At 36.1% G+C, this 23,351-nt stretch carries 29 protein-coding genes; 2 read left to right on the forward strand and 27 right to left on the reverse strand.

Going from position 1 to position 23,351, the window contains the following annotated elements; all coding sequences use genetic code 11:
- Window position 1 precedes the first annotated feature (1 nt).
- The 14 genes from LDM92_RS02890 to LDM92_RS02955 form a co-directional block, all read right to left on the reverse strand.
- Window positions 2–868 (reverse strand): phosphate ABC transporter substrate-binding protein PstS family protein, encoded by an 867-nt coding sequence (locus LDM92_RS02890; protein ID WP_223901974.1) that lies wholly within the window; start codon window positions 866–868, stop codon window positions 2–4.
- A 140-nt stretch (window positions 869–1,008) separates the two neighbouring features.
- The gene (rplA, locus tag LDM92_RS02895; protein WP_045928405.1) at window positions 1,009–1,701 is read right to left on the reverse strand and encodes a 50S ribosomal protein L1; all 693 of its coding nucleotides are present in this window, start codon (window positions 1,699–1,701) and stop codon (window positions 1,009–1,011) included.
- 70 nt (window positions 1,702–1,771) lie between these two features.
- Window positions 1,772–2,197: a 50S ribosomal protein L11 gene (gene rplK, locus LDM92_RS02900; protein ID WP_034980336.1), complete on the reverse strand. Its 426-nt coding sequence runs from the start codon at window positions 2,195–2,197 to the stop codon at window positions 1,772–1,774.
- Window positions 2,198–2,323: 126 nt separating this feature from the next.
- The gene (gene nusG, locus LDM92_RS02905) at window positions 2,324–2,872 is read right to left on the reverse strand and encodes a transcription termination/antitermination protein NusG (protein WP_109586561.1); all 549 of its coding nucleotides are present in this window, start codon (window positions 2,870–2,872) and stop codon (window positions 2,324–2,326) included.
- Between the two features lie 102 nt (window positions 2,873–2,974).
- Window positions 2,975–3,145 carry a preprotein translocase subunit SecE gene (gene secE / locus LDM92_RS02910; protein ID WP_045928406.1) on the reverse strand — a complete coding sequence of 57 codons (171 nt, stop codon included), beginning with the start codon at window positions 3,143–3,145 and terminating at the stop codon, window positions 2,975–2,977.
- 3 nt (window positions 3,146–3,148) lie between these two features.
- Window positions 3,149–3,298 carry a 50S ribosomal protein L33 gene (gene rpmG, locus LDM92_RS02915; RefSeq protein ID WP_187153829.1) on the reverse strand — a complete coding sequence of 50 codons (150 nt, stop codon included), beginning with the start codon at window positions 3,296–3,298 and terminating at the stop codon, window positions 3,149–3,151.
- Between the two features lie 178 nt (window positions 3,299–3,476).
- The gene (locus tag LDM92_RS02920) at window positions 3,477–3,695 is read right to left on the reverse strand and encodes a P8 family protein (protein WP_034980340.1); all 219 of its coding nucleotides are present in this window, start codon (window positions 3,693–3,695) and stop codon (window positions 3,477–3,479) included.
- A 72-nt stretch (window positions 3,696–3,767) separates the two neighbouring features.
- On the reverse strand, window positions 3,768–4,343 hold the full coding sequence (locus tag LDM92_RS02925) for a sigma-70 RNA polymerase sigma factor region 4 domain-containing protein (protein WP_223901975.1): 576 nt from the start codon (window positions 4,341–4,343) through the stop codon (window positions 3,768–3,770).
- A 210-nt stretch (window positions 4,344–4,553) separates the two neighbouring features.
- Window positions 4,554–5,309: a 23S rRNA (guanosine(2251)-2'-O)-methyltransferase RlmB gene (rlmB, locus tag LDM92_RS02930; RefSeq protein WP_187160551.1), complete on the reverse strand. Its 756-nt coding sequence runs from the start codon at window positions 5,307–5,309 to the stop codon at window positions 4,554–4,556.
- Window positions 5,296–5,721, reverse strand: a complete 426-nt coding sequence (locus LDM92_RS02935) for a Mini-ribonuclease 3 (RefSeq protein ID WP_274383949.1) — start codon at window positions 5,719–5,721, stop codon at window positions 5,296–5,298. Before LDM92_RS02935 ends, rlmB begins: the two co-directional genes overlap by 14 nt.
- A gap of 10 nt (window positions 5,722–5,731) precedes the next feature.
- The gene (gene cysS / locus LDM92_RS02940; RefSeq protein WP_223901977.1) at window positions 5,732–7,156 is read right to left on the reverse strand and encodes a cysteine--tRNA ligase; all 1,425 of its coding nucleotides are present in this window, start codon (window positions 7,154–7,156) and stop codon (window positions 5,732–5,734) included.
- A gap of 163 nt (window positions 7,157–7,319) precedes the next feature.
- Window positions 7,320–8,819 (reverse strand): glutamate--tRNA ligase, encoded by a 1,500-nt coding sequence (gene gltX, locus LDM92_RS02945; RefSeq protein ID WP_046325291.1) that lies wholly within the window; start codon window positions 8,817–8,819, stop codon window positions 7,320–7,322.
- Window positions 8,820–8,893: 74 nt separating this feature from the next.
- Window positions 8,894–10,270, reverse strand: coding sequence for a DNA repair protein RadA (radA, locus tag LDM92_RS02950; protein ID WP_122026310.1), 1,377 nt, complete (start codon window positions 10,268–10,270; stop codon window positions 8,894–8,896).
- A complete protein-coding gene (locus LDM92_RS02955) occupies window positions 10,271–10,822 on the reverse strand; it encodes a dCTP deaminase/dUTPase family protein (protein ID WP_046325293.1) in 552 nt (183 codons plus the stop codon).
- Between the two features lie 120 nt (window positions 10,823–10,942).
- On the opposite strand from LDM92_RS02955, the gene LDM92_RS02960 reads away from it, so the two are divergent.
- Together LDM92_RS02960 and pepC are read left to right on the forward strand one after the other, a co-directional pair.
- Entirely contained in the window at window positions 10,943–11,257 is a 315-nt protein-coding gene (locus tag LDM92_RS02960; RefSeq protein WP_198202687.1) for a hypothetical protein, read from the forward strand.
- 129 nt (window positions 11,258–11,386) lie between these two features.
- On the forward strand, window positions 11,387–12,733 hold the full coding sequence (gene pepC / locus LDM92_RS02965) for an aminopeptidase C (protein WP_198202688.1): 1,347 nt from the start codon (window positions 11,387–11,389) through the stop codon (window positions 12,731–12,733).
- Between the two features lie 109 nt (window positions 12,734–12,842).
- On the opposite strand, the gene LDM92_RS02970 is transcribed toward pepC, so the two are convergent.
- From LDM92_RS02970 to LDM92_RS03030, 13 genes are all read right to left on the reverse strand, one after another.
- Window positions 12,843–13,448, reverse strand: coding sequence for an ATP-binding cassette domain-containing protein (locus tag LDM92_RS02970; RefSeq protein ID WP_198202689.1), 606 nt, complete (start codon window positions 13,446–13,448; stop codon window positions 12,843–12,845).
- A 9-nt stretch (window positions 13,449–13,457) separates the two neighbouring features.
- On the reverse strand, window positions 13,458–14,042 hold the full coding sequence (locus LDM92_RS02975; protein ID WP_187156637.1) for a hypothetical protein: 585 nt from the start codon (window positions 14,040–14,042) through the stop codon (window positions 13,458–13,460).
- Between the two features lie 2 nt (window positions 14,043–14,044).
- A complete protein-coding gene (locus tag LDM92_RS02980; protein ID WP_122052724.1) occupies window positions 14,045–14,872 on the reverse strand; it encodes a hypothetical protein in 828 nt (275 codons plus the stop codon).
- Between the two features lie 169 nt (window positions 14,873–15,041).
- On the reverse strand, window positions 15,042–16,520 hold the full coding sequence (gene galT / locus LDM92_RS02985; protein WP_223901978.1) for a UDP-glucose--hexose-1-phosphate uridylyltransferase: 1,479 nt from the start codon (window positions 16,518–16,520) through the stop codon (window positions 15,042–15,044).
- A gap of 15 nt (window positions 16,521–16,535) precedes the next feature.
- Entirely contained in the window at window positions 16,536–17,699 is a 1,164-nt protein-coding gene (locus LDM92_RS02990) for a galactokinase (protein ID WP_223901979.1), read from the reverse strand.
- Between the two features lie 141 nt (window positions 17,700–17,840).
- Window positions 17,841–18,776 carry an AAA family ATPase gene (locus tag LDM92_RS02995; RefSeq protein ID WP_223901980.1) on the reverse strand — a complete coding sequence of 312 codons (936 nt, stop codon included), beginning with the start codon at window positions 18,774–18,776 and terminating at the stop codon, window positions 17,841–17,843.
- 84 nt (window positions 18,777–18,860) lie between these two features.
- Window positions 18,861–19,541, reverse strand: coding sequence for a 2,3-bisphosphoglycerate-dependent phosphoglycerate mutase (locus tag LDM92_RS03000; RefSeq protein ID WP_223901981.1), 681 nt, complete (start codon window positions 19,539–19,541; stop codon window positions 18,861–18,863).
- A 1-nt stretch (window position 19,542) separates the two neighbouring features.
- Complete coding sequence (locus LDM92_RS03005; RefSeq protein ID WP_223901982.1) at window positions 19,543–19,728, reverse strand: hypothetical protein; 186 nt, start codon at window positions 19,726–19,728, stop codon at window positions 19,543–19,545.
- Window positions 19,729–19,736: 8 nt separating this feature from the next.
- A complete protein-coding gene (locus LDM92_RS03010; protein ID WP_223901983.1) occupies window positions 19,737–20,624 on the reverse strand; it encodes a cation diffusion facilitator family transporter in 888 nt (295 codons plus the stop codon).
- Between the two features lie 53 nt (window positions 20,625–20,677).
- On the reverse strand, window positions 20,678–21,358 hold the full coding sequence (locus LDM92_RS03015; protein ID WP_223901984.1) for a histidine phosphatase family protein: 681 nt from the start codon (window positions 21,356–21,358) through the stop codon (window positions 20,678–20,680).
- Window positions 21,359–21,391: 33 nt separating this feature from the next.
- Window positions 21,392–22,153, reverse strand: a complete 762-nt coding sequence (locus tag LDM92_RS03020) for a sulfite exporter TauE/SafE family protein (RefSeq protein WP_223901985.1) — start codon at window positions 22,151–22,153, stop codon at window positions 21,392–21,394.
- A 246-nt stretch (window positions 22,154–22,399) separates the two neighbouring features.
- Window positions 22,400–23,035, reverse strand: a complete 636-nt coding sequence (locus tag LDM92_RS03025; RefSeq protein WP_223901986.1) for an SdpI family protein — start codon at window positions 23,033–23,035, stop codon at window positions 22,400–22,402.
- Window positions 23,022–23,300: an autorepressor SdpR family transcription factor gene (locus tag LDM92_RS03030; RefSeq protein WP_034980372.1), complete on the reverse strand. Its 279-nt coding sequence runs from the start codon at window positions 23,298–23,300 to the stop codon at window positions 23,022–23,024. The genes LDM92_RS03025 and LDM92_RS03030 overlap by 14 nt, the downstream gene beginning before the upstream one ends.
- Window positions 23,301–23,351 lie beyond the last annotated feature (51 nt).

Here is a 23,351-nt window from a genome sequence, read left to right on the forward strand (position 1 = left end):
TTTATTTACCTATCTTCGTAATTTTATTTTGACTATCACGCGCAACTTTCATTTCATGTACACTTATATAGCCAATTTTAGGAACTAAATCTTTTTGAACTTTTTTACTCAATACGTATTTAATAAAAGCTGCAGTAGCCTTATTCGGTTTGCCTTTTGTATACATATGCTCATAAGACCAAAGTGGCCACTTGTTCGTAGGTATGTTTCTATTATCTGGTTGAACGTTATTTATACTTATTTTTTGAATATTTTGGTCATTAGCATAAGGAAAAGAAATATAAGAAATAGTACCCGGTGTAGAATTGACAATTTTTTTGACAGTTCCATTTGAATCCTGTTCTTGAGAATTAATTGCTTCTTTTCCATTTAGAACCAAGTCCTCAAATGTCGATCGCGTACCACTCCCACGAGAACGGTTGATCACAATGATTGACTGATTTTTGCCACCCACTTGACGCCAATTTTTAATTTTACCAGTAAAAATATCAGAAAGTTGTTTAGTAGATAAATTTTTAACTCCGACACCCTTGTTTGCAATTGGCACAATACCAACTACTGCCACAGGATAATCTTCTAATTTCTTTGCATCAATGCCTTTTTGCGTTTCAGCAAAAACATCAGAAGTACCAACTTCAACGGCCCCTGCTTGCACTTGGCTTAGTCCTGTACCGGAGCCACCACCTTGGACTACAATGTTGCTGCTCATGTGGGCTAGGTGATAGTCATTGCCAGCTTGTTCTATTAAAGGTTGTAAGGCACTGGAGCCAACAATAGTAATTTTTTCTCGGTTTTGACTGCAACCTGTCAAAAATAGGGACATAAATAATATTAATGTCAGCAGTCTGCCTAAATTACTTTTTCTCATATATGATTCCCTCAATTAAACAAATAAAATTTAGCTCTAGTTTATCAAAACTTTTACCTTTGACCAATCATAAATACTCGTAAATAGATAAAAAAAGCAACCTGCTCTATCGCAAAGTTGCTTTAATTAATTGTTCAATTTTAGTCCAGATTTAATGGATCAAGTTTAATCCCAGGTCCAAAGGTTGCAGCCACAGCTACACTCTTAATGTATTGACCTTTAGCGGCAGATGGACGCGCACGTAAAATAACGTCACGCAATGCATCAAAGTTTTCAATTAATTGTTCATCAGTAAATGAAACTTTACCAATTGCTGCGTGAATAGCAGCTTGACGGTCAACACGATATTCAACCTGACCAGCTTTTACATTCTTAACGGCTTTTTCAATATCCATTGTAACAGTACCAGTCTTAGGGTTTGGCATCAAACCTTTTGGTCCAAGCACACGACCTAAACGACCAACTTTTGCCATCATTGTTGGTGTAGCAACCACGACATCAAAGTCTAAGTAACCGTTTTGTACTTTTTCAACTAAGTCGTCAGAACCAACTTCATCAGCACCAGCAGCCTTAGCTTGTTCAGCTTGAGGACCCTCAGCAAAAACAATGACCTTTTGTGTCTTACCAGTACCATTCGGCAAAACCAGTGAGCCACGAATTTGTTGGTCTGCTTGTTTAGGGTCAACGCTCAAGTTGTATGAAACTTCAACTGAAGCATCAAAGCCTGCGTATGAAGTTTCTTTAACTAACTTCATTGCTTCAGCAACTGAATATAATTTCTTTGAATCTACTTTTTTAGCAGCTTCTAAATATTTTTTACCATGCTTTGGCATGTGATTTCCTCCTTAATATGTGGTTAAGCGAGCTAAAGCTCTCCCACCTAAATTGTTATAAATAACAGGATTAGTCTTCGACTTCGATACCCATGCTTCTAGCAGTACCTTCGATCATCCGCATAGCAGCTTCGACATCAGCAGCGTTAAGGTCCTTCATCTTAGTTTCAGCAATTTCCTTAACTTGATCCTTGGTTACCTTACCAACTTTCTTGGTATTAGGTTCACCGGATGCCTTGTCAATCTTAGCAGCCTGCTTCAAAAGTACTGGAGCTGGTGGAGTCTTAGTTACGAATTCGAATGAACGATCTTCATATACTGTGATGACTACAGGAATAATCATGCCTTTTTGGTCAGCAGTTCTAGCATTGAAGTCCTTAGTAAAGCCAACAATGTTAATACCAGCTTGACCTAAAGCTGGACCAACTGGAGGAGCGGGTGTTGCAGCACCAGCTGGTATTTGTAATTTAACAACATTTATAACTTTCTTTGCCACGGTCAAAACCTCCTTGATTCCGTGCGTGGTTAAAATGGAAAAGTTACCTACTTTTCCTCCCACAATAATAAAAGTACTTTAATATATTATCATCGATTTAGTAATTTTGCAATAATTGACTTATTACTAACTAATTTTCTTTACTTGATCATAATCAAGCTCAGTGGTAGTAGCACGACCAAACATATCAACGGAAACAAACAATTTATATTTATCTGGTTGAATTTCAGTAATTTTGCCTTCAACACCGTTAAAGGCCCCATCAATGATCGTAACAGTCTCACCAACTTCAAAGTCAATTTGGGGTCTTTTAGCTGGTTCACCTTGTTGACGTAAAAGCCTGTTGACCTCGTCTTCTAGAAGTGGCGATGGCTTAGAGCCACCGCCGTGTGAACCGACAAATCCTGTTACGTTTGGTGTGTTCCGCACAACAAACCAACTTTCATCGGTCATTACCATTTCAACAAGAACATAACCAGGGAAGATTTTTTCTTCGACTTCTTTTTTCTTGTTGTTAACCTTTTCAATCTTTTCTTGTTCAGGAACCATTACTCGAAAAATATAGTCTTGCATCCCCATGCTTTGAGCTCGCGACAATAAGTCAGATTTAACCTTGTCTTCGTAACCGGAATAAGTGTGAAGCACATACCATTGCTTTTTAGTAGTTTCTACCATTATTACATATTCTCCTTATATTTTTGGCAAACAAAAAAGCCTCTTGCGTCAGAGGACTTTTCTAATTAGTATAATTGTACCACAAATCAATCAGCTGCGCTATTACATAACTATTTGTGTAACATTAGTAAATAGCAGATCAAGTAAACCTAAATACGCAGCAAACAAAATCGAGGAAACAATTACGATTGCAGTGTCGTGCCGGTTTTGTTTTGCTGTTGGCCAAGTAACCAGCTTCATTTCCTCAACTACACTCTTAAAGAATTTAACCATAATTTACCTCGTTTCTTTGTGTAATGTCATTTTACCGCAATGCTTACAATATTTTTTTAATTCAAGGCGCTGAGTGCGATTCTTACTTGCAGCGATTGAGTAATTACGAGAGCCACAGATGCTGCAAGCTAATGATGCTTTTTTCACTGCCATAATCTCACTTCCAAACTATTGTATTTTAGCAAAAATGGCTAACTTAAGCAATTAATTTAATAATTACTTGTAAACTTAATTATTACAAAACAAAAGCAGTTGCTCATTCAAGCAACCGCCTTTGTAGTAGCCAAACAAATGCGTGACCACAGTGCGTAGAACATTGTATTAGTCGGATTTACTTCTTAAGATTTTCATTTACGAAGGATTCGATTTTATCGTCAGAGTCTTTCAGGAATGGAAGCATAGCTTCTTCCGTTTTAATGGTATCTCTGCCATTCTTTTCCATAAAATAATCCCAAAGGGCATCTCTAACTGGAAGATCTGAATCACTCCAGTCAAAAACTTCTTTCATGTGACGATCTAACAATGCGGTCTTCATAACTTCATCAGCCATCTTAACTACCTCCTAAAATTTATTCTACAAAAACAATTATACCGCAATTTCCAGATATCAACTATAAAAATACTAATTAAGCAATGTTTGACGCATTTTCTGTGCAAGACGTGAACGCGCTCTTGATAAAGTTAATTTACTAATTTTTAGTTTTTGGATAACTTCTTTTTGTTCTATCACACCCAAGCCCACCAATAGCGCATTGGTCTCCAAATGAGACAACTTACTGGTCAAAATAGCAATATTTTCACTTAAAGGAATTTCTGGTATAGAAACAAATGATTTATCTAAAGGCAATAAATTGTTTTTCTTGGCTGTTTCTAATGAAACTGATTGTTTCAAAGCCTGCCTCCGATAGGCATTATCATATCTTACAAGTGAGCGTGCATGATTGATCAGTCGTGTTTTAAAATAGCTACCGAATTTTCCTTTATTTAGGTCAAAACTTATTGCAGAATCGTGACAAATAATCATCGCATCCTGTTCCCAATCCTGACTGTCATAATAGCGAACATGATACAAACTTTTCACCTTATTAATCAATGGCTTATAGCGAAAACATAAGTCTAATAAAGCTTCATCCTCACCATTTTTTATTTGCTTAATAAGTTCCGCCTCACTTTTAATATTTATTCCAGTATTCTTCATTTTGCTTCTCCTATTTAAATTTTTATTGAAGAATACAGCAACTAATGAACCTCAAAAATCGAACCTAAGTTCAAATTCAGCAACTATTTTTTACTGTCAGTTCGGCAACAACAAAAAGCCAGATTTGTTGAAACCGCATTAAATAAAAAAGAGAATATTACTTTATTTGGCCACAAAAATACACTCTGATTGATCAGAGTGTTAGAAAAGCTATTTAAGAGGATTGCGGCTGTTAAGCATCTGATAAAGCAAAACACCAGTTGCAACACTGGCATTCAGTGATTGCACATGCCCGACCATAGGCAATGTCAGCATTTGGTCCATCTGCTCTTTAAGAAGGCGTGAAATTCCTTTACCTTCATTGCCGATTACCAAAACAGTTTTGCCATTACTGTCCCACTGTCGATAATCTGTACCTTTCATATCAGTACCAAAAAGCCAATAGCCACGTTTTTTTAATATTTTTGCAGTTTGCACCAGATTATTTACCCTTGCTACTGGCACATAATCAATTGCTCCAGTTGAAGTTTTAGCTACAACAGAAGTTAACCCGGTAGCACGTCTTTTAGGAATAATAATGCCGTCAACTCCAGTGGCATCTGCTGTTCTCAAAATAGAACCCAAATTATGGGGATCTTCAATTGAATCAAGCATCAGTAGAAACGGTTCGTGATTGCTGTGGTCAAATTTATCCAGCAGCTGATCCAGATCGGCATATTCAAAACTAGCTACCGTTAAAACTATTCCTTGATGATTTCCACCTTGAACCAATTTGTCTAATTTGTTTTTAGGTACCGTTTGGACAATTAACCCCTTCTGCTTAGCCAAGGTAAATACTTGATTGGCAAAACTTTCTTTAATCCCCTGCTGTAAAAATATTTTGTTAATATGATCAGCATCTTGAGTTTTTAAATAATCCAGTCCCGCATGCCTGCCAAAAACAAAGTCTTTGTCACTTGAAGTCATATTCCTCTATGCCCCCATTCTCAATAGTTTTAATACACCATTCAGTCAGCTGCTCTATACGATCTTTTTTGTTTAAGAGATCTAAGTAACCCCAAACAGCTTCAAAACCTGTAGATAACTGATAAGTAGCCAAACTGGTATTTTTTGCTTTAGTATAGGTTTTCGAATTGCGACCGCGGTGAAAAGTTGCTACTTCATCTTCAGTAAGCAACTCTTCTTCCTGAAGTTTGGTAATTAATGCTGCTTGCGCTTTGGCCGACACATAATGAGTAGCTCTTCTTTGCAAGACTTGGGGTTTAACAATGCCACATTTAATTAAATGCCTCCTGATAAAAATTTCATAAACAGCATCACCTAGATAAGCTAATGTTTGACCATTTAGTGTATCCGGATTAACATCACTTTCTGTCATTTTTAGAGTTTTATTCACGTAGCCACCTTGTTCCTTGTGGTGTATCTTCAACTGTAACACCCATTTGTTTAAGTTCGTCCCGCAACGCATCGCTTTGTGCCCAATCTTTGCTTTTACGTGCTTCTTCACGTTTTTTAATTAGTCTCTGAACTTGCTCATCATCATTTTGATTTTCAGCGGTAATTAAGCGCTGTACATCTATCCCGAAAACAGCTAACCAACTTGTCAAAAGTTTAGCCGCTTTTTTAAGAGCATCTTTATCTGCATTTTTAGCATTAATGTTGGCATTTATTTCTGGTAATAAATCGTAAATGGCGGTTAAAGCGTTCTGAACATTAAAGTCATCATCCATAGCATTAATAAATTTATGCTGAGTGTCTTGAATTCTATTGACTAAAATTTCTGACTTTTTGCTTGTTGAACCATCTTTAAGGCGATATTCAAGATTGTTAAGAGTATTCTTAAACCTCTGCAAAATAATTTGTGCTTGTTTTAAATTATCAGTCGAATAATTAATTTGCCTGCGATATTGCACACTGGCCATAAAGAAGCGCAACACTTGTGGATCAACTTCTTTTAGCAAATCATGCACAGTTACAAAATTATGCAGTGACTTAGACATTTTTTCAGCATCTGCTCCAACTGTAACAAAACCATTATGCATCCAGTAATGGACAAAGGTTTTACCAGTTGCTGCTTCACTTTGAGCAATTTCATTTTCATGATGAGGAAATTCCAAATCTTGACCACCACCATGAATATCAATTGTTTCGCCTAAATATTTTGTAGCCATAACTGAACATTCGATATGCCAACCGGGACGGCCCTTACCCCAAGGAGAACCCCAAGCTATTTCATCAGGTTCCTTTTGTTTTTTCCATAAAGCGAAATCTATTGGGTCTTCTTTACGCTTTTGTTCTTCTTCATTAACATGCTCAGAAGCACCCTCTTCAAGCTTTGCAATATTTTGGCTACTAAGGGCGCCATAATGCTTAAATTTTCTGGTATGAAAATAAACATCCCCATCTGACTCATAAGCATAACCGTTAGCAATCAGTTTTTTAACAAAAGCGATAATTGCTGTGATTTCATGAGTTGCCCGTGGATTAAGTGTTGCCGGCTCAACATTTAAGGCTGCAATATCTTCACGATATGCTTTAATGTAGCGCTGAGCTAATTCAGGTACCGTAACATTTTCAGCTTTAGCTTCAGCAATCATCTTGTCATCTACATCTGTAAAATTAGACACATAATTGACTTTGAACCCACGGAATTCTAAATAGCGTCTGATTGTGTCAAAAGCAATGACGCTTCTGGCATTACCAATATGAATGTAATTATATACCGTTGGTCCACAAACATACATTGTCACTTGCCCTGGGACTATCGGCTTAAATTCTTCCTTTGTATTAGTTAAAGTATTATAAATTTTCACAGCGGCTGACTTGCCTTTCTAAAATCTTATATTCTCATTTTACCAGAAACTCTGGCACATCCTAACAAGCAAAAGATTTAATCTTAATGTAGCCAGGTTCCTTTCCAATATACACTAAAACAGCGTATTACTCATTCAATAACAGAATAATACGCTGTTTTATTTACAAGCCATTTTCACTCATTTGTTTTAATGTTAAGTCCAGATGCTCTAATACGCGTTTTTTGCCTAATAGCTCCATCGCTTCGCCAATTCCTGGTCCTACCATTGACCTGGTAGTAGCAATTCGAATTGGCATAAACAAGCGTCTGCCCTTAATCCCAGTTGCTTGACGAGTTGCTTGTACCGCATTCATAATTTGCGGTGCAGTAAAACGGGGAATTAAATCAATTTGTTTTTTAAATTCCTCAATTACTGGTCTGGCTTCATCCTGACGAATTTCCGCAATTTCTTTTTCACTTAAATCTTTAGGTGCATTAAAGAAAATCTTTGCCAGATCCACAATTTGTTTTGTATAAGACATTTGGACAGAATAAATATTAACTAATTGTCTGACCCATTCCAGCTTTTCCGGATTGGGATCTTTTTCAACCAAACCAGCTTCCTGCAAGTTGTTAAGCGCTAAATCCAAAAGCGTGTCTCGGTCAGCTTTCTTAATATACTGGTTGTTAATCCATTCCAGTTTTTTCTGGTCAAAAGCAGCAGGAGAATTTGACAAACGCGCAGGATCAAATTGCTTAATTAATTCTCGTTGACTGAAAATTTCACTCTCGCCCACAGGAGACCAGCCCAATAAAGTAATAAAGTTAAACATTGCATCAGGCAAATAACCTAAATCTCTATATTGTTCAATGAATTGTAAAACAGATTCATCACGTTTAGAAAGTTTCTTACCTGTTTCAGAATTAATAATCAAAGTCATATGACCAAACTTTGGCGGCTGCCAGCCTAATGCCTCATAAACCGCTAATTGTTTTGGTGTGTTTGAAACGTGATCATCTCCACGCAAAACATGAGTGATTTCCATCAGGTGATCATCTATAACAACAGCAAAGTTATAAGTTGGCATACCATCGCGCTTTTGAATGACAAAATCGCCACCAATGGTATCTGATTCGAAACTTAGATGTCCCTTAACAATATCATCCCAAGAATATGTTTCCATTTCAGGAATGTGGATACGAACAACCGGCTTTAAGCCCTTCTTTTCTGCTTCTTCTTGCTTTTGAGCAATTTCAGCAGCTGTCATGCCCTCATATTCGTAAGTATAGTGGGGCGCAATTCCCATGGCCCGCTGTTCTTCACGCTGCTCTTCTAATTCTTCTTCAGTTTTATAAGAATAATAAGCTTTGCCCTCATCAATCAGCTGTTTGATATATTTATTGTAAATATCCTTACGCTCAGATTGACGGTATGGGCCATAAGCGCCACCTTTATCAGGACCTTCATCCCAGTCGATGCCGAGCCAGTGTAAATTTTCCATTTGAGACTGCGAACCGCCTGCAACATTACGTTTCTGGTCCGTATCCTCAATTCTTAAAACGAAAGTGCCCTTATTATGCCGCGCGAATAAGTAATTAAATAGCGCGGTCCGTGCATTACCAATATGTAAGTGCCCCGTTGGACTTGGGGCATACCTTACCCGAATTTTTTGTTTAGCCAAAATTCATGCCTCTTTCAAAAAGTAAATATAAACAATTTAAGTTTACCCGTAATAGTCAAAAAGTTCAATATTCGTTAGCCTAAAACCAATTTTAAAGCTTGTGGAATACTTGAAACCGGAATAATTTCAATATCTGCGTTTTTCAGGCTGGTATGCATATTATGTTTGGGAATAAAAATACGCTTAAACCCAGTTTTTGCTGCTTCCTTAATTCGCGCATCTATTTGATTAACTCGCCTTACTTCACCAGTTAAACCGACTTCGCCTACAAAACAATCTGTGGGCAAAATTTCCTGATTTTTATAGCTTGACGCTATAGCCATCACTACAGCCAAATCGACAGCGGGTTCGTTAAGGCGTATTCCACCGGTAGCTGTTAAATAGACATCCTGATTTTGCAACATTAAGTTGCCCCGTTTTTCCAAAACTGCTAACAGCAGTCCAGCGCGGTTATAATCAATACCAGATGTAGTTCTTTTAGCATAGCCAAAAGCAGTGGGTGTAACTAATGCCTGAATCTCTGCCAAAATAGGACGAGTCCCTTCGAGTGAAACGACTATAGCAGACCCGGTTGACTTCGGTAAACGCTCATCCAAAAAAATAGCAGACGGGTTAGTAACTTCTTTTAAACCATTATTAACCATTTCAAACATGCCGATTTCATTAGCTGCGCCAAATCTGTTTTTAACGGAATGCAAAATACGGTAGGCATGGTGTTCATCACCTTCAAAATAAAGAACAGTGTCAACCATGTGCTCCAAAATTTTAGGTCCGGCAATTGCCCCTTCCTTTGTAACATGGCCGATAACAAAAACGGTAATAGCATCCATTTTGGCTATTTTCATTAACTCACTTGTAACTTCCCTTACTTGTGATGCTGAACCCGTCATTGAGTCTAAGCTAGGTTCATTCATAGTTTGAATTGAGTCAATGACAACAAAGTCAGGTGCTAAATCGGCAATTTGCTGGCGAATATCTTCCATATCAGTTTCTGGATAAAGCATCATATCATTAGCCGGCAGTCCCAAGCGATCTGCTCTTAACTTGATTTGATTAGCTGATTCTTCACCGGAAACGTACAATACTTTATATTTACCAGCTAGTTCGCTCATGATTTGCAACATTAAAGTTGATTTGCCAATTCCTGGATCACCACCAATTAAGACTAAGGAGCCTGGAACAATGCCCCCACCTAGAACCCTGTTCAATTCTTCCATACTAGTCTGAATGCGTTCTTCTTTTTCAGCCTTAACATTTTCCAGCTTAACCGGTTCACTTATTCCGGTTTTCTTGATCAAGCGACTAGGGCTGCCTTTAGTTGAGCGATTTTGCACCGCTTCAGTTTCCTTTTCAAACTGATTCCAGGCACCGCAATTAGGACAGCGTCCTAAATAGCTGGCAGAAATATAGCCACAAGAACGACATTTATATTTTGTTTTAAGTTTTGCCATTTAGCTTTCCTTCTTATTAGTTGAGCCAAAACCGCTTAACCTTTGCCTGTCAATAGGCAGATCATTATCGGTTTTTAAATAATGAACAAAAATCCCCTGACCAATTCGATCCCCCTTGTGAATCTGAATTGGTCTGACGCCATAATTAATTAACTGTACGAAAATTTCACCTTCATTGTCATCATTATTGTAATAATCCGCATCGATGACGCCCACGCCATTTGGCAAAGAAAGATTTTTTTTAAAAGTATTTGAAGAGCGGTTAGCCAATATTAACACTTCATCTTCAGGCATATAAGCCTTTACACCTGTCGGAATCAAAAACGGCTTGAGCACATGTTCGGCCATTTCATAGTCTTGTTCGTATAGCTGATGACCATTACGAATTAACCGAAAAATACGCACAAAATTAAGCCGCCAAATACTGGGAATTAAAACGTCTTTTGCTGCTGCTAAATCATAGCCTGCGCTGGCAATTGTTTGTCTTCTAGGTAACGCCACATTTTTATTTTTATATTTAGATACAATTTCAAAGCCCCGAATTTTCTCCATACTTATCTCCTTTAAAAATCTTTAAACACTATTTTACATTAATTTACTGCTGTGTTTTAAAATCTTATATAATTAGTTTGATAAAATTAGCTGAAATATTAAAGTTTGAAGGAAAAGTAAATGTTTAACTTAGATAACCCTCACCAATTTTTTCGCGAAGATGATGATAATGGCGAAACTATTTGCAGCTGGACCATGGATAAAATTAAGCGCAAAGACGCTACTGTCTGGATAATGAACCATTTCTTTATCAACCCCAAAATAGACAGTAACAAGATTTTACACAAACAAATGGCAACAGTAATGTTTATTGCTCAAGAATCTCACTTACGTGTTTGGCCACTTGATCCTTTAGTTATTAAATACTTTGAGAAGCATTCGGAATTTCATTCGATCTGGTATCATAAGCCAAATCCAGCTAACAAAAATATATAAACATTTCAGATTAAATAGGTAAAGCAAAAGCAAATATATTTTTAACAATAATTAAATTTTCAAAGATAGACTACTTTATTTAGTTAGGCTAAAATAGTATTAGTTTGTTTAAGGAGGATTTTAATATAAATGACAAAAGAAATTACAAGTGCAGCCATTGATAAATTTACAAAAGACTTATCAAATCATGCTGGAATTAATATTGCCAGTCATGCTGCTCAAGAAAACGGCATTTTTAAGGCAAGTCAAAATTTACAATCCAAAATTGATTTAACGCCTACTTTTTCAGTAGAAATTGATACCGGTAAGCCTGCTGATCAAAAGCAGTCTGGTCGCTGCTGGATGTTTTCTGCATTAAATACTATGCGTCACCCATTGCAAAAAGAATATAAGATTAAGGATTTTGAATTATCTCAAAATTACACTAACTTCTGGGACAAATTTGAAAAATCAAACTTCTTCTTCGAAAATGTAATTGCGTCAGCTAAGAAGCCACTCGGTGACCGTAAAGTTAGCTTCCTATTCGCAACCCCCCAACAAGATGGTGGTCAATGGGACATGTTATGTGGATTAGTTGAAAAGTATGGTATTGTACCCAAGTCTGTTTACCCAGAAACTGCCAATTCGAACAATTCTGGAGCTTTAAATGATACTTTAAATACTCTTTTGCGTAAAGACGGCTTAGAATTACGCGATTTGGTCAATGCAGGTAAGTCAGTAGACGAAATTGAAAAACGTAAAAACGAATTGTTAAATGATGTTTTCCGCATTTTAGCTATTTCATTAGGCGTACCACCAAAGAAATTTGACTTTGAATATAAAGATGATGATGGTAATTACCACCGTGAAGCTGGTATCACTCCTAAAGAATTCTTTGATAAATTTGTGGGCATGAACTTGGAAGATCATATTTCAATCATTAACTCTCCTACTGATGATAAACCATATCACAAAGTCTTTTCAGTTGAGTATTTGGGTAATGTTGTTGGCGGCAGACAAGTACGCCATCTTAACGTTAAGATTTCTGAAATGAAAGACTTGATTATTAAACAACTAAAAGCCGGAGAAGTTGTTTGGTTTGGTTCAAATGTTGGTAAGGATTCAGAAAGACAGCTAGGCTTGCTTGATACCAATATTTACAAACGTGATGAATTATTTGACGTTGATTTTTCAATGTCTAAGGGTGATAAACTTGATTCCAGCGAAAGCATGATGGATCATGCCATGGTTATCACCGGCGTCGACTTAGTCGATGACAAGCCTACTAAATGGAAGATTGAAAATTCCTGGGGAGAAAAACCTGGCTTTAAAGGCTACTTCGTAATGAGTGATTCTTGGTTTGATGATTTTGTCTACCAAGCAGTTATTAACAAGAAATTCTTACCTGATGATTTAAGAACAGCCTTTGATGAAGGAGCTAAGGACCCGATCCAATTACTACCATGGGACCCAATGGGCGCTTTGGCTTTTAAATAAAGTTATTATTTCCGTTCAAAAATTTAAATATTAAAAAGCATTGAGAAATTTGGTGGTTATATCACCTAGCAGTTTTCCCAATGCTTTTTTATACGCTTTGAATAAGTACTTAAAGTTGTTTTTCCTGTAGTATTCCCCGCTGCAATACGAATTGACGATCATATTTAAGTTCATTAATTTGATCATGGCTGGCAACCACTATAGTTTTATTTTGCTTTTTCAATTTTTTTAGCATAGCTACAAATAAACCAACGCTCTCTTGATCAATTCCACGTGTCGGCTCATCAAGCAAAATAATATTTTGGTTTTCCATCACAGCCTGGATGATGCCCACCTTTTGCCTCATACCAACAGAATACTTGACTATGGGTTCCGGATCGTCAGGATCAAGCATAAAGTACTGTAGTAAAGCCCTAACTTCTTTCTCATTAAAGCGCTTGTTAAGATTAGCCAGAAAATGAAGGTTAGACATGGCTGACTCATATTCCAAGAAATTGGGATTTTCAATTAATGCCCCAACAATATCATTTTCATCCAGCTTAATTTCACCGCTGTCTGCTTTTAACAAGCCGGTAATAATCTTAAAAATGGTAGACTTCCCAGAACCGTTAATACCTGAAACATGAATTAGTTCTCCTGGCTTAGCTGTCAAAGATACGCTTTTTAAAACCAGCTTCTGACCAAATGACTTTTTTATCTGCTTAAGCTCTAACATTATTTCTCCTTAAAAGCCACCATAAATTTCATGGATAGCCCGATATAACTCGTCATACACAGGACTATAATTTATTAAAATATTTTTTTCTATATAGTAGTGATAAATTAAATCTATGATTATTGCCATTAGCAATAATAAATAAGGTCTATGCCAGTTATAGCCACCAACTAACAGCCAAAGTAGAAGCAAAAAAGCCAGAACATGTAGTAGTATGAGTTCAATGCCCACAATTGGGTTACCAAATTTAAATAAAGGGTAATCAGTAAAAAAATACGGAACAAAAAGACCTAATACAAAAATTAAACAATAAATTGTAGCCAGTACCATTAAGTGCATGATCATCGACTTATTCTTTTTTCGCACCGTCACAAACACGTTGATGTTACGAAAAGTAAGTATCTGCTTATAAAATAGCAAGAAGACCGCTGGCTGCAAATACAGTGATACCATGTGAAAATTGAGGTATTCGTTTGGCAATTCCATGGTTTCCGGTGAACCTGTTTTTATAAGTATAATGCTTCCCATTAGTCCTATCAAAAATACGATAAAACCATTTAAAACAAGTCTGTAGGATATTCTTTTTAAGCGCATAATTAGCCCAGCTTTCTTTTCTGCTGCCACAGTTTGATTAAGTAAGCAGCAAATAACAGATAAAGCAATGCAACCAAAACAAAAAGCAAATATGAATTAATCGGTGGCAAGCGAGATCCTAACGCAAACTGTCCCGGTGCAAGTACAGCAAATGGAAACCACAAATACGAGAGGAAGAGCAAAAATTCATTGCCAAGCCGCGATATTATGATCGACAATAAGGTTAAACCCATCCCTACACACGGTCCTAAAACTAGGTAAATACTATTTTTTGATACAAAAAGACCAATACTGAAAATTAAAATAGCAAAAATACCCCAGCCTATAGCGGCTAAGGTAACGTATGAACATAAGTCGATTAGCTGGTTAGTAGAAAAATATCCTGGTCTGGCACCAATGTATAATTCTATAGGTCTGGTTTTAAAGAAAAAGGGATAATAAAATAAATTAATTAATGCTAACTGGTAAAAATTAGTTAATAAAGAAAATACCACCCCAATAATAAAGGAGTTAATAATCCCTGCTTTGATAAAGCCATGATATCCGACTCTTTGCTGGACAGCGCTAAACATATTATTATTTTTAAAATAGATTAAGAGACCGGCTCCAAAGATAGGTACCAAGGCCAACAAAATAACTAAATTTATAATATTTTCGTTCCAACCATTCGGTTGAATTGAAAAGAAAAGCATAACAGAAATTTCAACTGCTTTGCCCTTTAATGGTATTAATCCTGCTTCAGATTTAGCGGCTATAAAAAACTGCCAGGTAATCAAAAGAAAATAAATAATTAGAAAAATAAGAATAAATTTTTGGGTTCGTTTTAGCATTAGCAAAGTCTTCTTAACAAATATATCTTTGAATAACTATATCATGTATAATATCAATTATAAACTAAAATAGTATGAAAAAAAGTTAAAAAAAAACTAATTTTCCCCTATTAAAAAATGCTCTTATTGTTGCCTTTATTCATATGATTACTTAAATAAAATTAAAAACTTAACATAGACCTACTTTCTTAACAAAACGCATAAAAGCTGCTTTGCCCTCTAAAGTTTGTTTGAAAACTCCTGCGTCTTCCAAAACGCGAGCAAAAACAAGACCTAGTTCTTTTTGCAGAATTTGATCTACATTTGCATTAGTGACTTCATACTTACGGCTAATTTCCTTAGCCCACTCAAGATGCATAGGTGCAATACTGTTAGGCTGGTTAAGCAAAAACTTTTTTACCTCAAGCAACTCGGGCTTCAATCGTGGCGGAAAAATCGCTAATCCCATTACTTCAATTAAGCCGATATTTTCTTTTTTAATGTGTTGTACATCAGCATGGGGATGAAAAATTCCATCAGGATATTTATCTGAAGTCTGATTGTCTCTTAGGACTAAATCAAGTTCATAAGTTTGTTCATGTAAACGTGCAATTGGGGTAATAGTATGGTGAGGTATACTGTTAGTAAATGCCCGAACTGCTACTTTTTCATCACTATATTTTCTCCAGTTTATTAAAATTTTATTTGCTAATTTGATTAAGCTATTTTTATTTAGACCACGTAAACGGATCACAGACATAGGCCACTTGACAATACCTGCTTCGACATCATCAAATTCCTTAAAATTAAGTTTTTTATCAATTGGTGCTTTTTCCATCGGAAAGCGATGCTTGCCACCCTGATAATGTTCGTGCGCTAAAATCGAACCGCCTACGATTGACAAATCCGCATTGCTACCAACAAAATAGCCCGGAAATTTAGCCACAATTTCCAGTAAATTAGCAAAAGTTTGTTCATTTATTACCATTGGTTCATGCTTTGGCGCTAAGAAAATGCAGTGCTCATTAAAATATGCATAAGGAGAATATTGAAAACCCCAGGTTTCATCTCCTAAATGAAAGCGAATGATACGGTGATTGGTGCGCGCAGGATAATTTATATGACCAAGGTAGCCCTCATTCTCCATACATAATTGGCACTTTGGATATGACTTTACTTTGGCATTCTTGGCTGCCGCAATTTCTTTGGGATCTTTTTCTGGTTTGGAAAGATTAATCGTAATCTCTAGATCGCCGTATTTACTTGCAGCTGTAAAATAAATATTTTTTGCAATAGCTCTAGTTTTAATATAATCACTATCTTTACCCAATTGGTAAAAATCAGCAATCGCTTTTTGTGGTGAACGCTCATAAGTTTGCCAAAAGTCGTGGTTAACAATGCTTGGTCTAGGGACAATCAAATTCATTAATTGTGCATCAAGGACATCCCTAGCTGAATTATTGGCTGAGCACTTCCCTGAGTTTTGGGCAACTTGAATCAACTCGTCTTTAAGATCCAGTAGGCCTTTTTTACTGGTTGTTGCTTTTCTTGCCTCATCACCAACAAGGGCCAAAATTCTATTTCTCAAATAAATACGATCAAGTTCCGTAAAATCGCTGTGAGCAATAACTTGCGTAATAAATTTATCAATTAGATTCGTTTTATCCATCTCAACTTTCCAATATTATAAAACTTTTGTACCATCAGCAGTTTCTGCAATATAAAATGAAGGTAAATAGCCAATCTTTTCTTGGTAAATATCTGCGACATTTTTTTCAAAAGCTTCAACTTTATTTTTGGCAACCAAAGCTATCGCACAGCCACCAAAACCGGCACCAGTCATTCTTGCACCCAAAACTCCAGGTTGCTTCCAGGCAGTATGTACCAATGTATCAAGTTCTTTACCCGTCACTTCATAGTCATACTCTAAAGATACATGTGAAGCATTCATTAAGTGACCAAATTCATTTAAATCACCCTTTTGCAGTGCTTTTTCAGCATTTAATGTCCGTTCATTTTCCCAGACTGCGTGACGACAGCGTTTCAGCAGGTTTTCTGTTGGCAAAAGGTAACTATTTTCATCAAAAACTAAACTATCCAATTCACCCAGCGACTGAATTGACAGTTTCTCCTGTAAAAAGTGCAGTCCCTTTTCGCATTCTGCTCTACGCTCATTATATTTTGAGTCTGCTAAGGTCCTTTTCTTGTTAGTATTCATAATAACAATGACATTATCCTTTAAGTCAAGGGGTACTAACTCAGACTCCACCTTTTCAGTATCAAGCAGAATGGCATGATCCTTTTTACTCATAGCAACTGCATATTGATCCATAATGCCAGAATTGACTCCAATAAAGTCGTTTTCGGTTTTGACTCCCATTTTAACAATTTCTAACTTAGAAAAAGTTAGTTTAAACTGGTCCTGCAATAAAATACCAATTAACATTTCTAGGGCTGCAGACGAAGATAACCCAGCACCATCAGGAATATTGCCATTAATGTAAATGTTAAGTCCATGCTCAATTTTTGCCCCATTTTCGAGCATAAAATGAAGCATTCCCTTAGCATAATTTGCCCAGGAATCTTCTTTGGCAAACTGTAACTGGTGCATATCAGTTTCTACTACTCCCATATCGGCAAAATTTGCAGAATAAAAGCAAAATCTCGCGTCATCACGGGGACTAGCTGCACCATAGATTCCTAAAGATATTGCGCAAGGAAACACATGACCACCATTATAGTCAGTATGTTCACCAATTAAGTTAATTCTACCAGGCGAAAAATAACAGCCGGTTGGTTCTTGATGATAAATATTACTAAATTCTTGCTTGAGTTCTTTAATTTTCATTTTTATCTGTTCCTTTTTAAAAGCGCTATCAAAAGTCAATAAACTTATTATACTTCTTTTTTTATTACTAGCAATGCCTGTCCAAAAAGCAAAAACAAACTAAAAGAGTTTCACATCAACATGAAACTCTTCTTAAGTTTATTACCAAATATGTAGCAGTCTATCGGGATGCAACTTGCATAAATTAAATTGGTGCACATGCTGCGGACGGCTTTGCGGAAATGATTCCAAGAAATCCGCTGGATTAGCCAGACCAGTAGAGTACGACCACACACTTTTAACTTTTTTAATCGGATCAAGCATTTCATTTCGAATCGGAAAAGCCGAAATTAAAAAATGTTTGTGATGAAACTTAAAAACAAAAAATGGCAATCGAAAGTCATTGACTACCTCTTCTTTAGTTTTCCCAATCGTAACCACATTGCGGTAGGTGCCATACTTTTCGGTAAACAAATCGTTAAACGAAAAATAGAAATTCGAAATGTGTACATGGGGAAAATTGTCTTCATTCACTTGATCAGGAACTGCAATCACATGAGCAAAATGATCTAAATTGCTTTCTTTTTGCGAAAGTGCTCTGCCCAATTGATTGGGATTAATAACGTGAGCCCATTCCGGCACATCCAGATTATCTTGATAAGATAAAAACATTTCCCTAATCACATCTGGCTTTACCCAATCATATTGTCTGCGAACTTCGTTTCGATTTAACAAACTACGCAAGCTCTTATGATACATTAAATCGACAACAAACAATTCATAACGATAACGTTCGACCCAGGGTTGATAATGCTCAATATTCTCCGCAAAGATATGCGTACTATCTACAATAACCGTTTCGCCACGTTTCATTTTTTCTTCTACGAGGTAATCCACCACTTTTTCCGTTTGCTCATTTGCATAACGCGGAATTACTTGGTGTAAGCAATCGGTATCTTCTTCATAATAATAGGTTAAATTCGCCAGCAACAATCTAATTTGATCACGACTAATTGCATATGGCTGTAAGTGATGACGAGCAATAAATGAAGATTTACCGGAGCCGGGTGCGCCTCGTAATAAAAATATTTTACGCATGCCTCTACTCCAAACTAAAAATGTAAATTTTAAATGATATCGTAATAAATTTTAACATACATTTGTAGAAATCCTTACTATGAACTAAAAGCAACGTAAAATCTTTTTGTCGACAATATTCATTTGCTGATCAAATATATAAACTATTGGCTGTGCATTTGGAACTTCAAGATTAATAATTTCTTGATCATTAATACTTTCTAATTCTTTAATTAATGCTCGTAAACTAGAACCATGAGCAACGATTAATTGATCTTCCCCTTTTTTTAATCTGCTAGCTACATTGTCATAGTAATAAGGCATAACTCGCTGTTGTGTTTGGTAAAGACTTTCAGTTCGCGGCAAAAAATGCGGATCAAAATTAGCATAGCGTCTGGATGTTACTTTTTTACCTTCAGGTGGAATTGCATAGAATCCACGCCGCCACTCCAGCACTTGTTCTTTACCAAAAATTTTACGCGATTCGTCTTTATTAATGCCCCGTAAATTGCCATAGTGCCTTTCATTCAAACGCCAGGTTTTGGTAATCGGCAAATATAAGAAATTACAAATATCTGCAACTATATTTGCTGTAATGATTGCCCTCATTAACACTGATGTGTGAATATGAGTAGGGTGAAAATCGATAATACTCTTAATCAAATTGCCAGCTCTTTCAGCCTGCTTTCGACCCTTATCAGTTAGAGCAACATCATTCCAACCCGTGTAGACATTGGCTTTATTAGCGGTACTTTCACCGTGTCTTAAAAGCACTAATTTGACCATTTTATCTCACCCAATGCATAATTATTAAAGCTAAGCCGCTAACTGTAAAAATGATTCCCAATATCATAAAAGGAGTTACTCCGTGATTATGATTACGATAGCGTCTATTATAAGCATAAGCAATATCATATAAGCCTACTATCAAAACAATAACGGCAGTAAAAATACTTACTTTCAAATTTTTCATTCTCCTGGTTACTCTTGACTACGATCAGTTACAATCATTTTATCATTTTTTCCTCGTTCACATTCTGCTTGAAAATTGATATGATTAATTCCTAATTTTTGTAATTTTGCACTAATTTGTTGCGTTAAAAATTCAAATTTACCAGCTGTTAAATCAGCATCAACGTTAACGTGCGCATCAAGCATGATATAGCGATCGCTATAACGCCACACATGCACATGATGAATATTTTTTATTTCAGGAAAAGATAAAACTATCCTATTAACTTCATCCAGATCAATGTCAGGATTAGATTCCATTAACACATTTGCTGCCTTTTCAGTTATTTCACAAGCTTCGTGAAAAACGAAGACCGACACTAATAAAGTCATCACCGGATCAATCCAGCTAATGTTCCAATAATAAATAAAAATTGCGCCAATTACCACCGCTACACTAGAAAGAGCATCACTTAGCATATGCATAAAAGTGGATCGCACATTTAGATTTTGCTGTCCACCTTGATGCATTACCAACATTGAAACTACATTTGAAATCAAACCAATAATGGCAACAATCAGCATTATGCCGCCACTGATTTTTGTTGGTTTCCAAAATCTTTCAATAGCTTCCACAAATAAAACAATACTAATTAAAATTAGAATAATACCGTTGGTAAAGGCAGCCAAAGTTTCAGCCCTGTCATAGCCAAAAGTTTTTCGCTTATTACTGCGTCTATTGCTGATGATATGTGCCACAAACGAAATAATTATTGCACCGACATCGCTCAGATTGTGTACCGCATCAGATAATAAAGACAAAGAACCAGATACGAAACCACCAATAAATTCTGCAACTGTAATAACAACATTAAGTGCAGTTACATAGGCAAATTTTTTTGTAGTATGATCTTTCATGTTTTTCCTTTCAAGCACTAAAGGTAAAAAAAGCCCTACTTTTAAGCAGGACTTTACATATCTTCAGCATTTACATTATAATCTACAATTTCAAAATTACCGTTATCACGAAGAATTCCCCGAGTAACACTACCGTTATTAGGAAAAACAATATCATGGAGACCATCACTTTGGTTCCAATACTTAATGGCTAAGGTTTTGATGAAATCACCATGAGAAACTATTAAAACCCTTTTTTCATTTTTAGTCAGCTCATGGAGAACGTTAATCGCCCTTACCATTCGTTCATCCAGCTCTTTTTTGTTCTCTGCCAAATGACGCGGATCAGCCTTTTTTGTAGCCTCACGAAATTCGTAAATTCCAACCTGATTGATAATTTTGGTTACATCTGTTTGCGGCCCAACTCCAGCTGCCAGTGCAACTTCATTCCAGGTTTCCTCTATATCATCACCTTCGAAAGAACCAAAAAATACTTCCCGAAATTCTGGCAATTTTTTAATCTTGCCTATTTCTGAAACCTGGTTGGCGTCCTTCATTAAGTGAACCGTATCAATTGCACGCTTCAAATCGGAAGAATACATGTTGTCAAAATGAACTTGACTCAGGGCATTTGCAGTTACCTTTAGATCATTAATACCCTTGACTGTCAGCGGAGAATCACACCATCCCTGAACTTTGTTTAACTGGTTAAACATTGTTTCGCCATGACGGACAATATAAATTTCTGTTGCCAATTTGCATTCTCCTTTCATTTAACGTGCTTTAAACTATAACATATATGCCTCATAAAAGAAATACCCAGCTTGAATAAATGCTAGTGCTGCAATAAAGATACGAACATATTTGGCTGGAACTTTACGCAAAATATCCATTCCTAAATAACCGCCAATAAACATCCCAATAGCAAGAGGAATTGCCTGCATCCAGTATATTCGAGAAGTAAAAATAAAAACTATTAGAGCAACAAGATTCGCCAGTCCACAGATGACATTTTTAATTGCATTGACAACTATAAACTTTTCATCAGTAATATAAGTTAATAAAACTAGCACAATTACACCACCGGCGGCTCCAAAATAGCCGGTGTAAACACCCATCCCTAATAATGCAGCAATATAAAAAATTTCCTGCCAAAGTGGTCTTTTATGCGGTTCTAGACTATGATGCTTACCTGAAACAATTACCATAACACCTGAACCAGCAATAAAAATTGGTACCACTTTTTCAAAAACACTCGATGGAAAAGCTAACAATAAACGACATCCAATTAAAGAACCTACAATAGTAAATATAGAGTAAAACGCGACTTGGTGCCAATGTCCCTTAAGCTCCTTTGTTGAAGAAATAGTCGAACCAATACTAGTCCAAATCAAGGCAGCATCATTTGTGACATTGGCATAAACTGGTGGAATACCAACTGCCAGCAATACCGGATATGATGCAAGAGAAGCCATTGAAGCCACTGACGACAACAAACCGCTGGCTACACCCCCTATTAGTATAAAGATCAGTGAAAAAATAGCTGCCATTCAAATTAACTCCCTTTTAAAAGTTAATTTCTATTATAATGCTCTTGAAAAATAATTTAAGCAGGTATTTTAATTCTGACCCATTGTCTATTTAATAATGAAGTTTGATTTAACAAATTAGTCTCTAACTAATAATTACTGAAACATTATAGTTTTTGCACACAAAAAAAGAATTAACTTTAGTCGATAATAAAGCCAATTCTTCTCTAAAATAAATATTTTGTTTTAAATTCATGTCTCAGTTACTTAATATCCTATCTTACTCAATAGATACGAGTAACAAGTTGGAAGTAAAATAACTATAATAGTGACGGATATAACCGTCCAATACATTTCCCAATAAGAAGTTAGAAGCAGAACCATGCCGCTGATAAAAAAGATCCATCCGGCAAATCTGTGTGTTTTACGCCAATTTTCCGTATTATTCAAAGTCCATGGTAATTTAATGCCAACGACATGATTGGGACTAACTTTAGGCAGATAATTACCAAAAATAATAAAGAACAGTCCCAAAAAAGCACTAAGCACAAAGGAGCCTTTTACTTTATGACCCAGTGCATAGGCATAAAGTGACAGATTTACGATATTAGTAATAACAGGAACAAGCCAAAGGGTAATATTAACTATCTTAAAATCAAGATTTTTGGTTTCTTTTTGATTGCGTAAGATCAAAAATACCATTACTTGAAGCATAATTCCCAAAAAAGGCAGACCAATAATAACCCATAATTTATTGCTAAAAGCATTTGGCATATCAGTCATCCCAAAGTGTGTGGCCATTTTTTGCGGCAAACGATTATATAAAAATACTCCAGTCAAAACTGGAAATAAGATTAGCAGAAGCGAGATTAATTCTGTTTGACGAATACTATTCTTTTTCATCATGATCTCCTTTCAGATCAACAAGCCAACCCATAATTTCTTCTATAATAGAAGTATTTAGCGAATAATAAATAAAGTTTTTTTCGTGTTCCTCTTCAATCAAATCAGCCTTTTTCAGCATATTAAGATGGTATGAAATAGTAGCTTTAGTCATATTAAAATGATTAGCAATATCTCCTGCCGACATTGGTCCATTTTTTAAAAGCTGCAATATTTTGCGGCGCACTGGATCTGACAAGGCCTTAAAACTAGACTCAAAACTCACATTAGTTTCTTTTCCTTTCTATTTAGATAAATATCTAATTAGATATTTGTC

The organism is Lactobacillus laiwuensis (assembly GCF_019972835.1).
Lineage (GTDB): Bacteria > Bacillota > Bacilli > Lactobacillales > Lactobacillaceae > Lactobacillus > Lactobacillus laiwuensis.

Bases quoted from the DNA above. Each gene is read 5' to 3' on its own strand.
- rlmB (WP_187160551.1), bottom strand. From the start codon at position 5,309: ATGACTTCAAGTGACAAAGACTTTGTTTTTGGCAGGCATGCGGGACTG.
- secE (WP_045928406.1), bottom strand. From the start codon at position 3,145: ATGGTTAAATTCTTTAAGAGTGTAGTTGAGGAAATGAAGCTGGTTACT.
- LDM92_RS02920 (WP_034980340.1), bottom strand. From the start codon at position 3,695: ATGGCTGATGAAGTTATGAAGACCGCATTGTTAGATCGTCACATGAAA.
- LDM92_RS02970 (WP_198202689.1), bottom strand. From the start codon at position 13,448: ATGTTAGAGCTTAAGCAGATAAAAAAGTCATTTGGTCAGAAGCTGGTT.
- LDM92_RS03020 (WP_223901985.1), bottom strand. From the start codon at position 22,153: ATGGCAGCTATTTTTTCACTGATCTTTATACTAATAGGGGGTGTAGCC.
- LDM92_RS03005 (WP_223901982.1), bottom strand. From the start codon at position 19,728: ATGAAAAATTTGAAAGTAAGTATTTTTACTGCCGTTATTGTTTTGATA.
- LDM92_RS03025 (WP_223901986.1), bottom strand. From the start codon at position 23,035: ATGAAAAAGAATAGTATTCGTCAAACAGAATTAATCTCGCTTCTGCTA.
- LDM92_RS03000 (WP_223901981.1), bottom strand. From the start codon at position 19,541: ATGGTCAAATTAGTGCTTTTAAGACACGGTGAAAGTACCGCTAATAAA.
- nusG (WP_109586561.1), bottom strand. From the start codon at position 2,872: ATGGTAGAAACTACTAAAAAGCAATGGTATGTGCTTCACACTTATTCC.
- LDM92_RS02925 (WP_223901975.1), bottom strand. From the start codon at position 4,343: ATGAAGAATACTGGAATAAATATTAAAAGTGAGGCGGAACTTATTAAG.
- LDM92_RS02890 (WP_223901974.1), bottom strand. From the start codon at position 868: ATGAGAAAAAGTAATTTAGGCAGACTGCTGACATTAATATTATTTATG.
- LDM92_RS03010 (WP_223901983.1), bottom strand. From the start codon at position 20,624: ATGAAAGATCATACTACAAAAAAATTTGCCTATGTAACTGCACTTAAT.
- LDM92_RS02955 (WP_046325293.1), bottom strand. From the start codon at position 10,822: ATGGAGAAAATTCGGGGCTTTGAAATTGTATCTAAATATAAAAATAAA.
- rplA (WP_045928405.1), bottom strand. From the start codon at position 1,701: ATGCCAAAGCATGGTAAAAAATATTTAGAAGCTGCTAAAAAAGTAGAT.
- galT (WP_223901978.1), bottom strand. From the start codon at position 16,520: ATGGATAAAACGAATCTAATTGATAAATTTATTACGCAAGTTATTGCT.
- LDM92_RS02935 (WP_274383949.1), bottom strand. From the start codon at position 5,721: ATGACAGAAAGTGATGTTAATCCGGATACACTAAATGGTCAAACATTA.
- LDM92_RS02995 (WP_223901980.1), bottom strand. From the start codon at position 18,776: ATGCGTAAAATATTTTTATTACGAGGCGCACCCGGCTCCGGTAAATCT.
- pepC (WP_198202688.1), top strand. From the start codon at position 11,387: ATGACAAAAGAAATTACAAGTGCAGCCATTGATAAATTTACAAAAGAC.
- LDM92_RS02960 (WP_198202687.1), top strand. From the start codon at position 10,943: ATGTTTAACTTAGATAACCCTCACCAATTTTTTCGCGAAGATGATGAT.
- LDM92_RS02980 (WP_122052724.1), bottom strand. From the start codon at position 14,872: ATGCTAAAACGAACCCAAAAATTTATTCTTATTTTTCTAATTATTTAT.
- LDM92_RS02990 (WP_223901979.1), bottom strand. From the start codon at position 17,699: ATGAAAATTAAAGAACTCAAGCAAGAATTTAGTAATATTTATCATCAA.
- LDM92_RS02975 (WP_187156637.1), bottom strand. From the start codon at position 14,042: ATGCGCTTAAAAAGAATATCCTACAGACTTGTTTTAAATGGTTTTATC.
- rpmG (WP_187153829.1), bottom strand. From the start codon at position 3,298: ATGGCAGTGAAAAAAGCATCATTAGCTTGCAGCATCTGTGGCTCTCGT.
- radA (WP_122026310.1), bottom strand. From the start codon at position 10,270: ATGGCAAAACTTAAAACAAAATATAAATGTCGTTCTTGTGGCTATATT.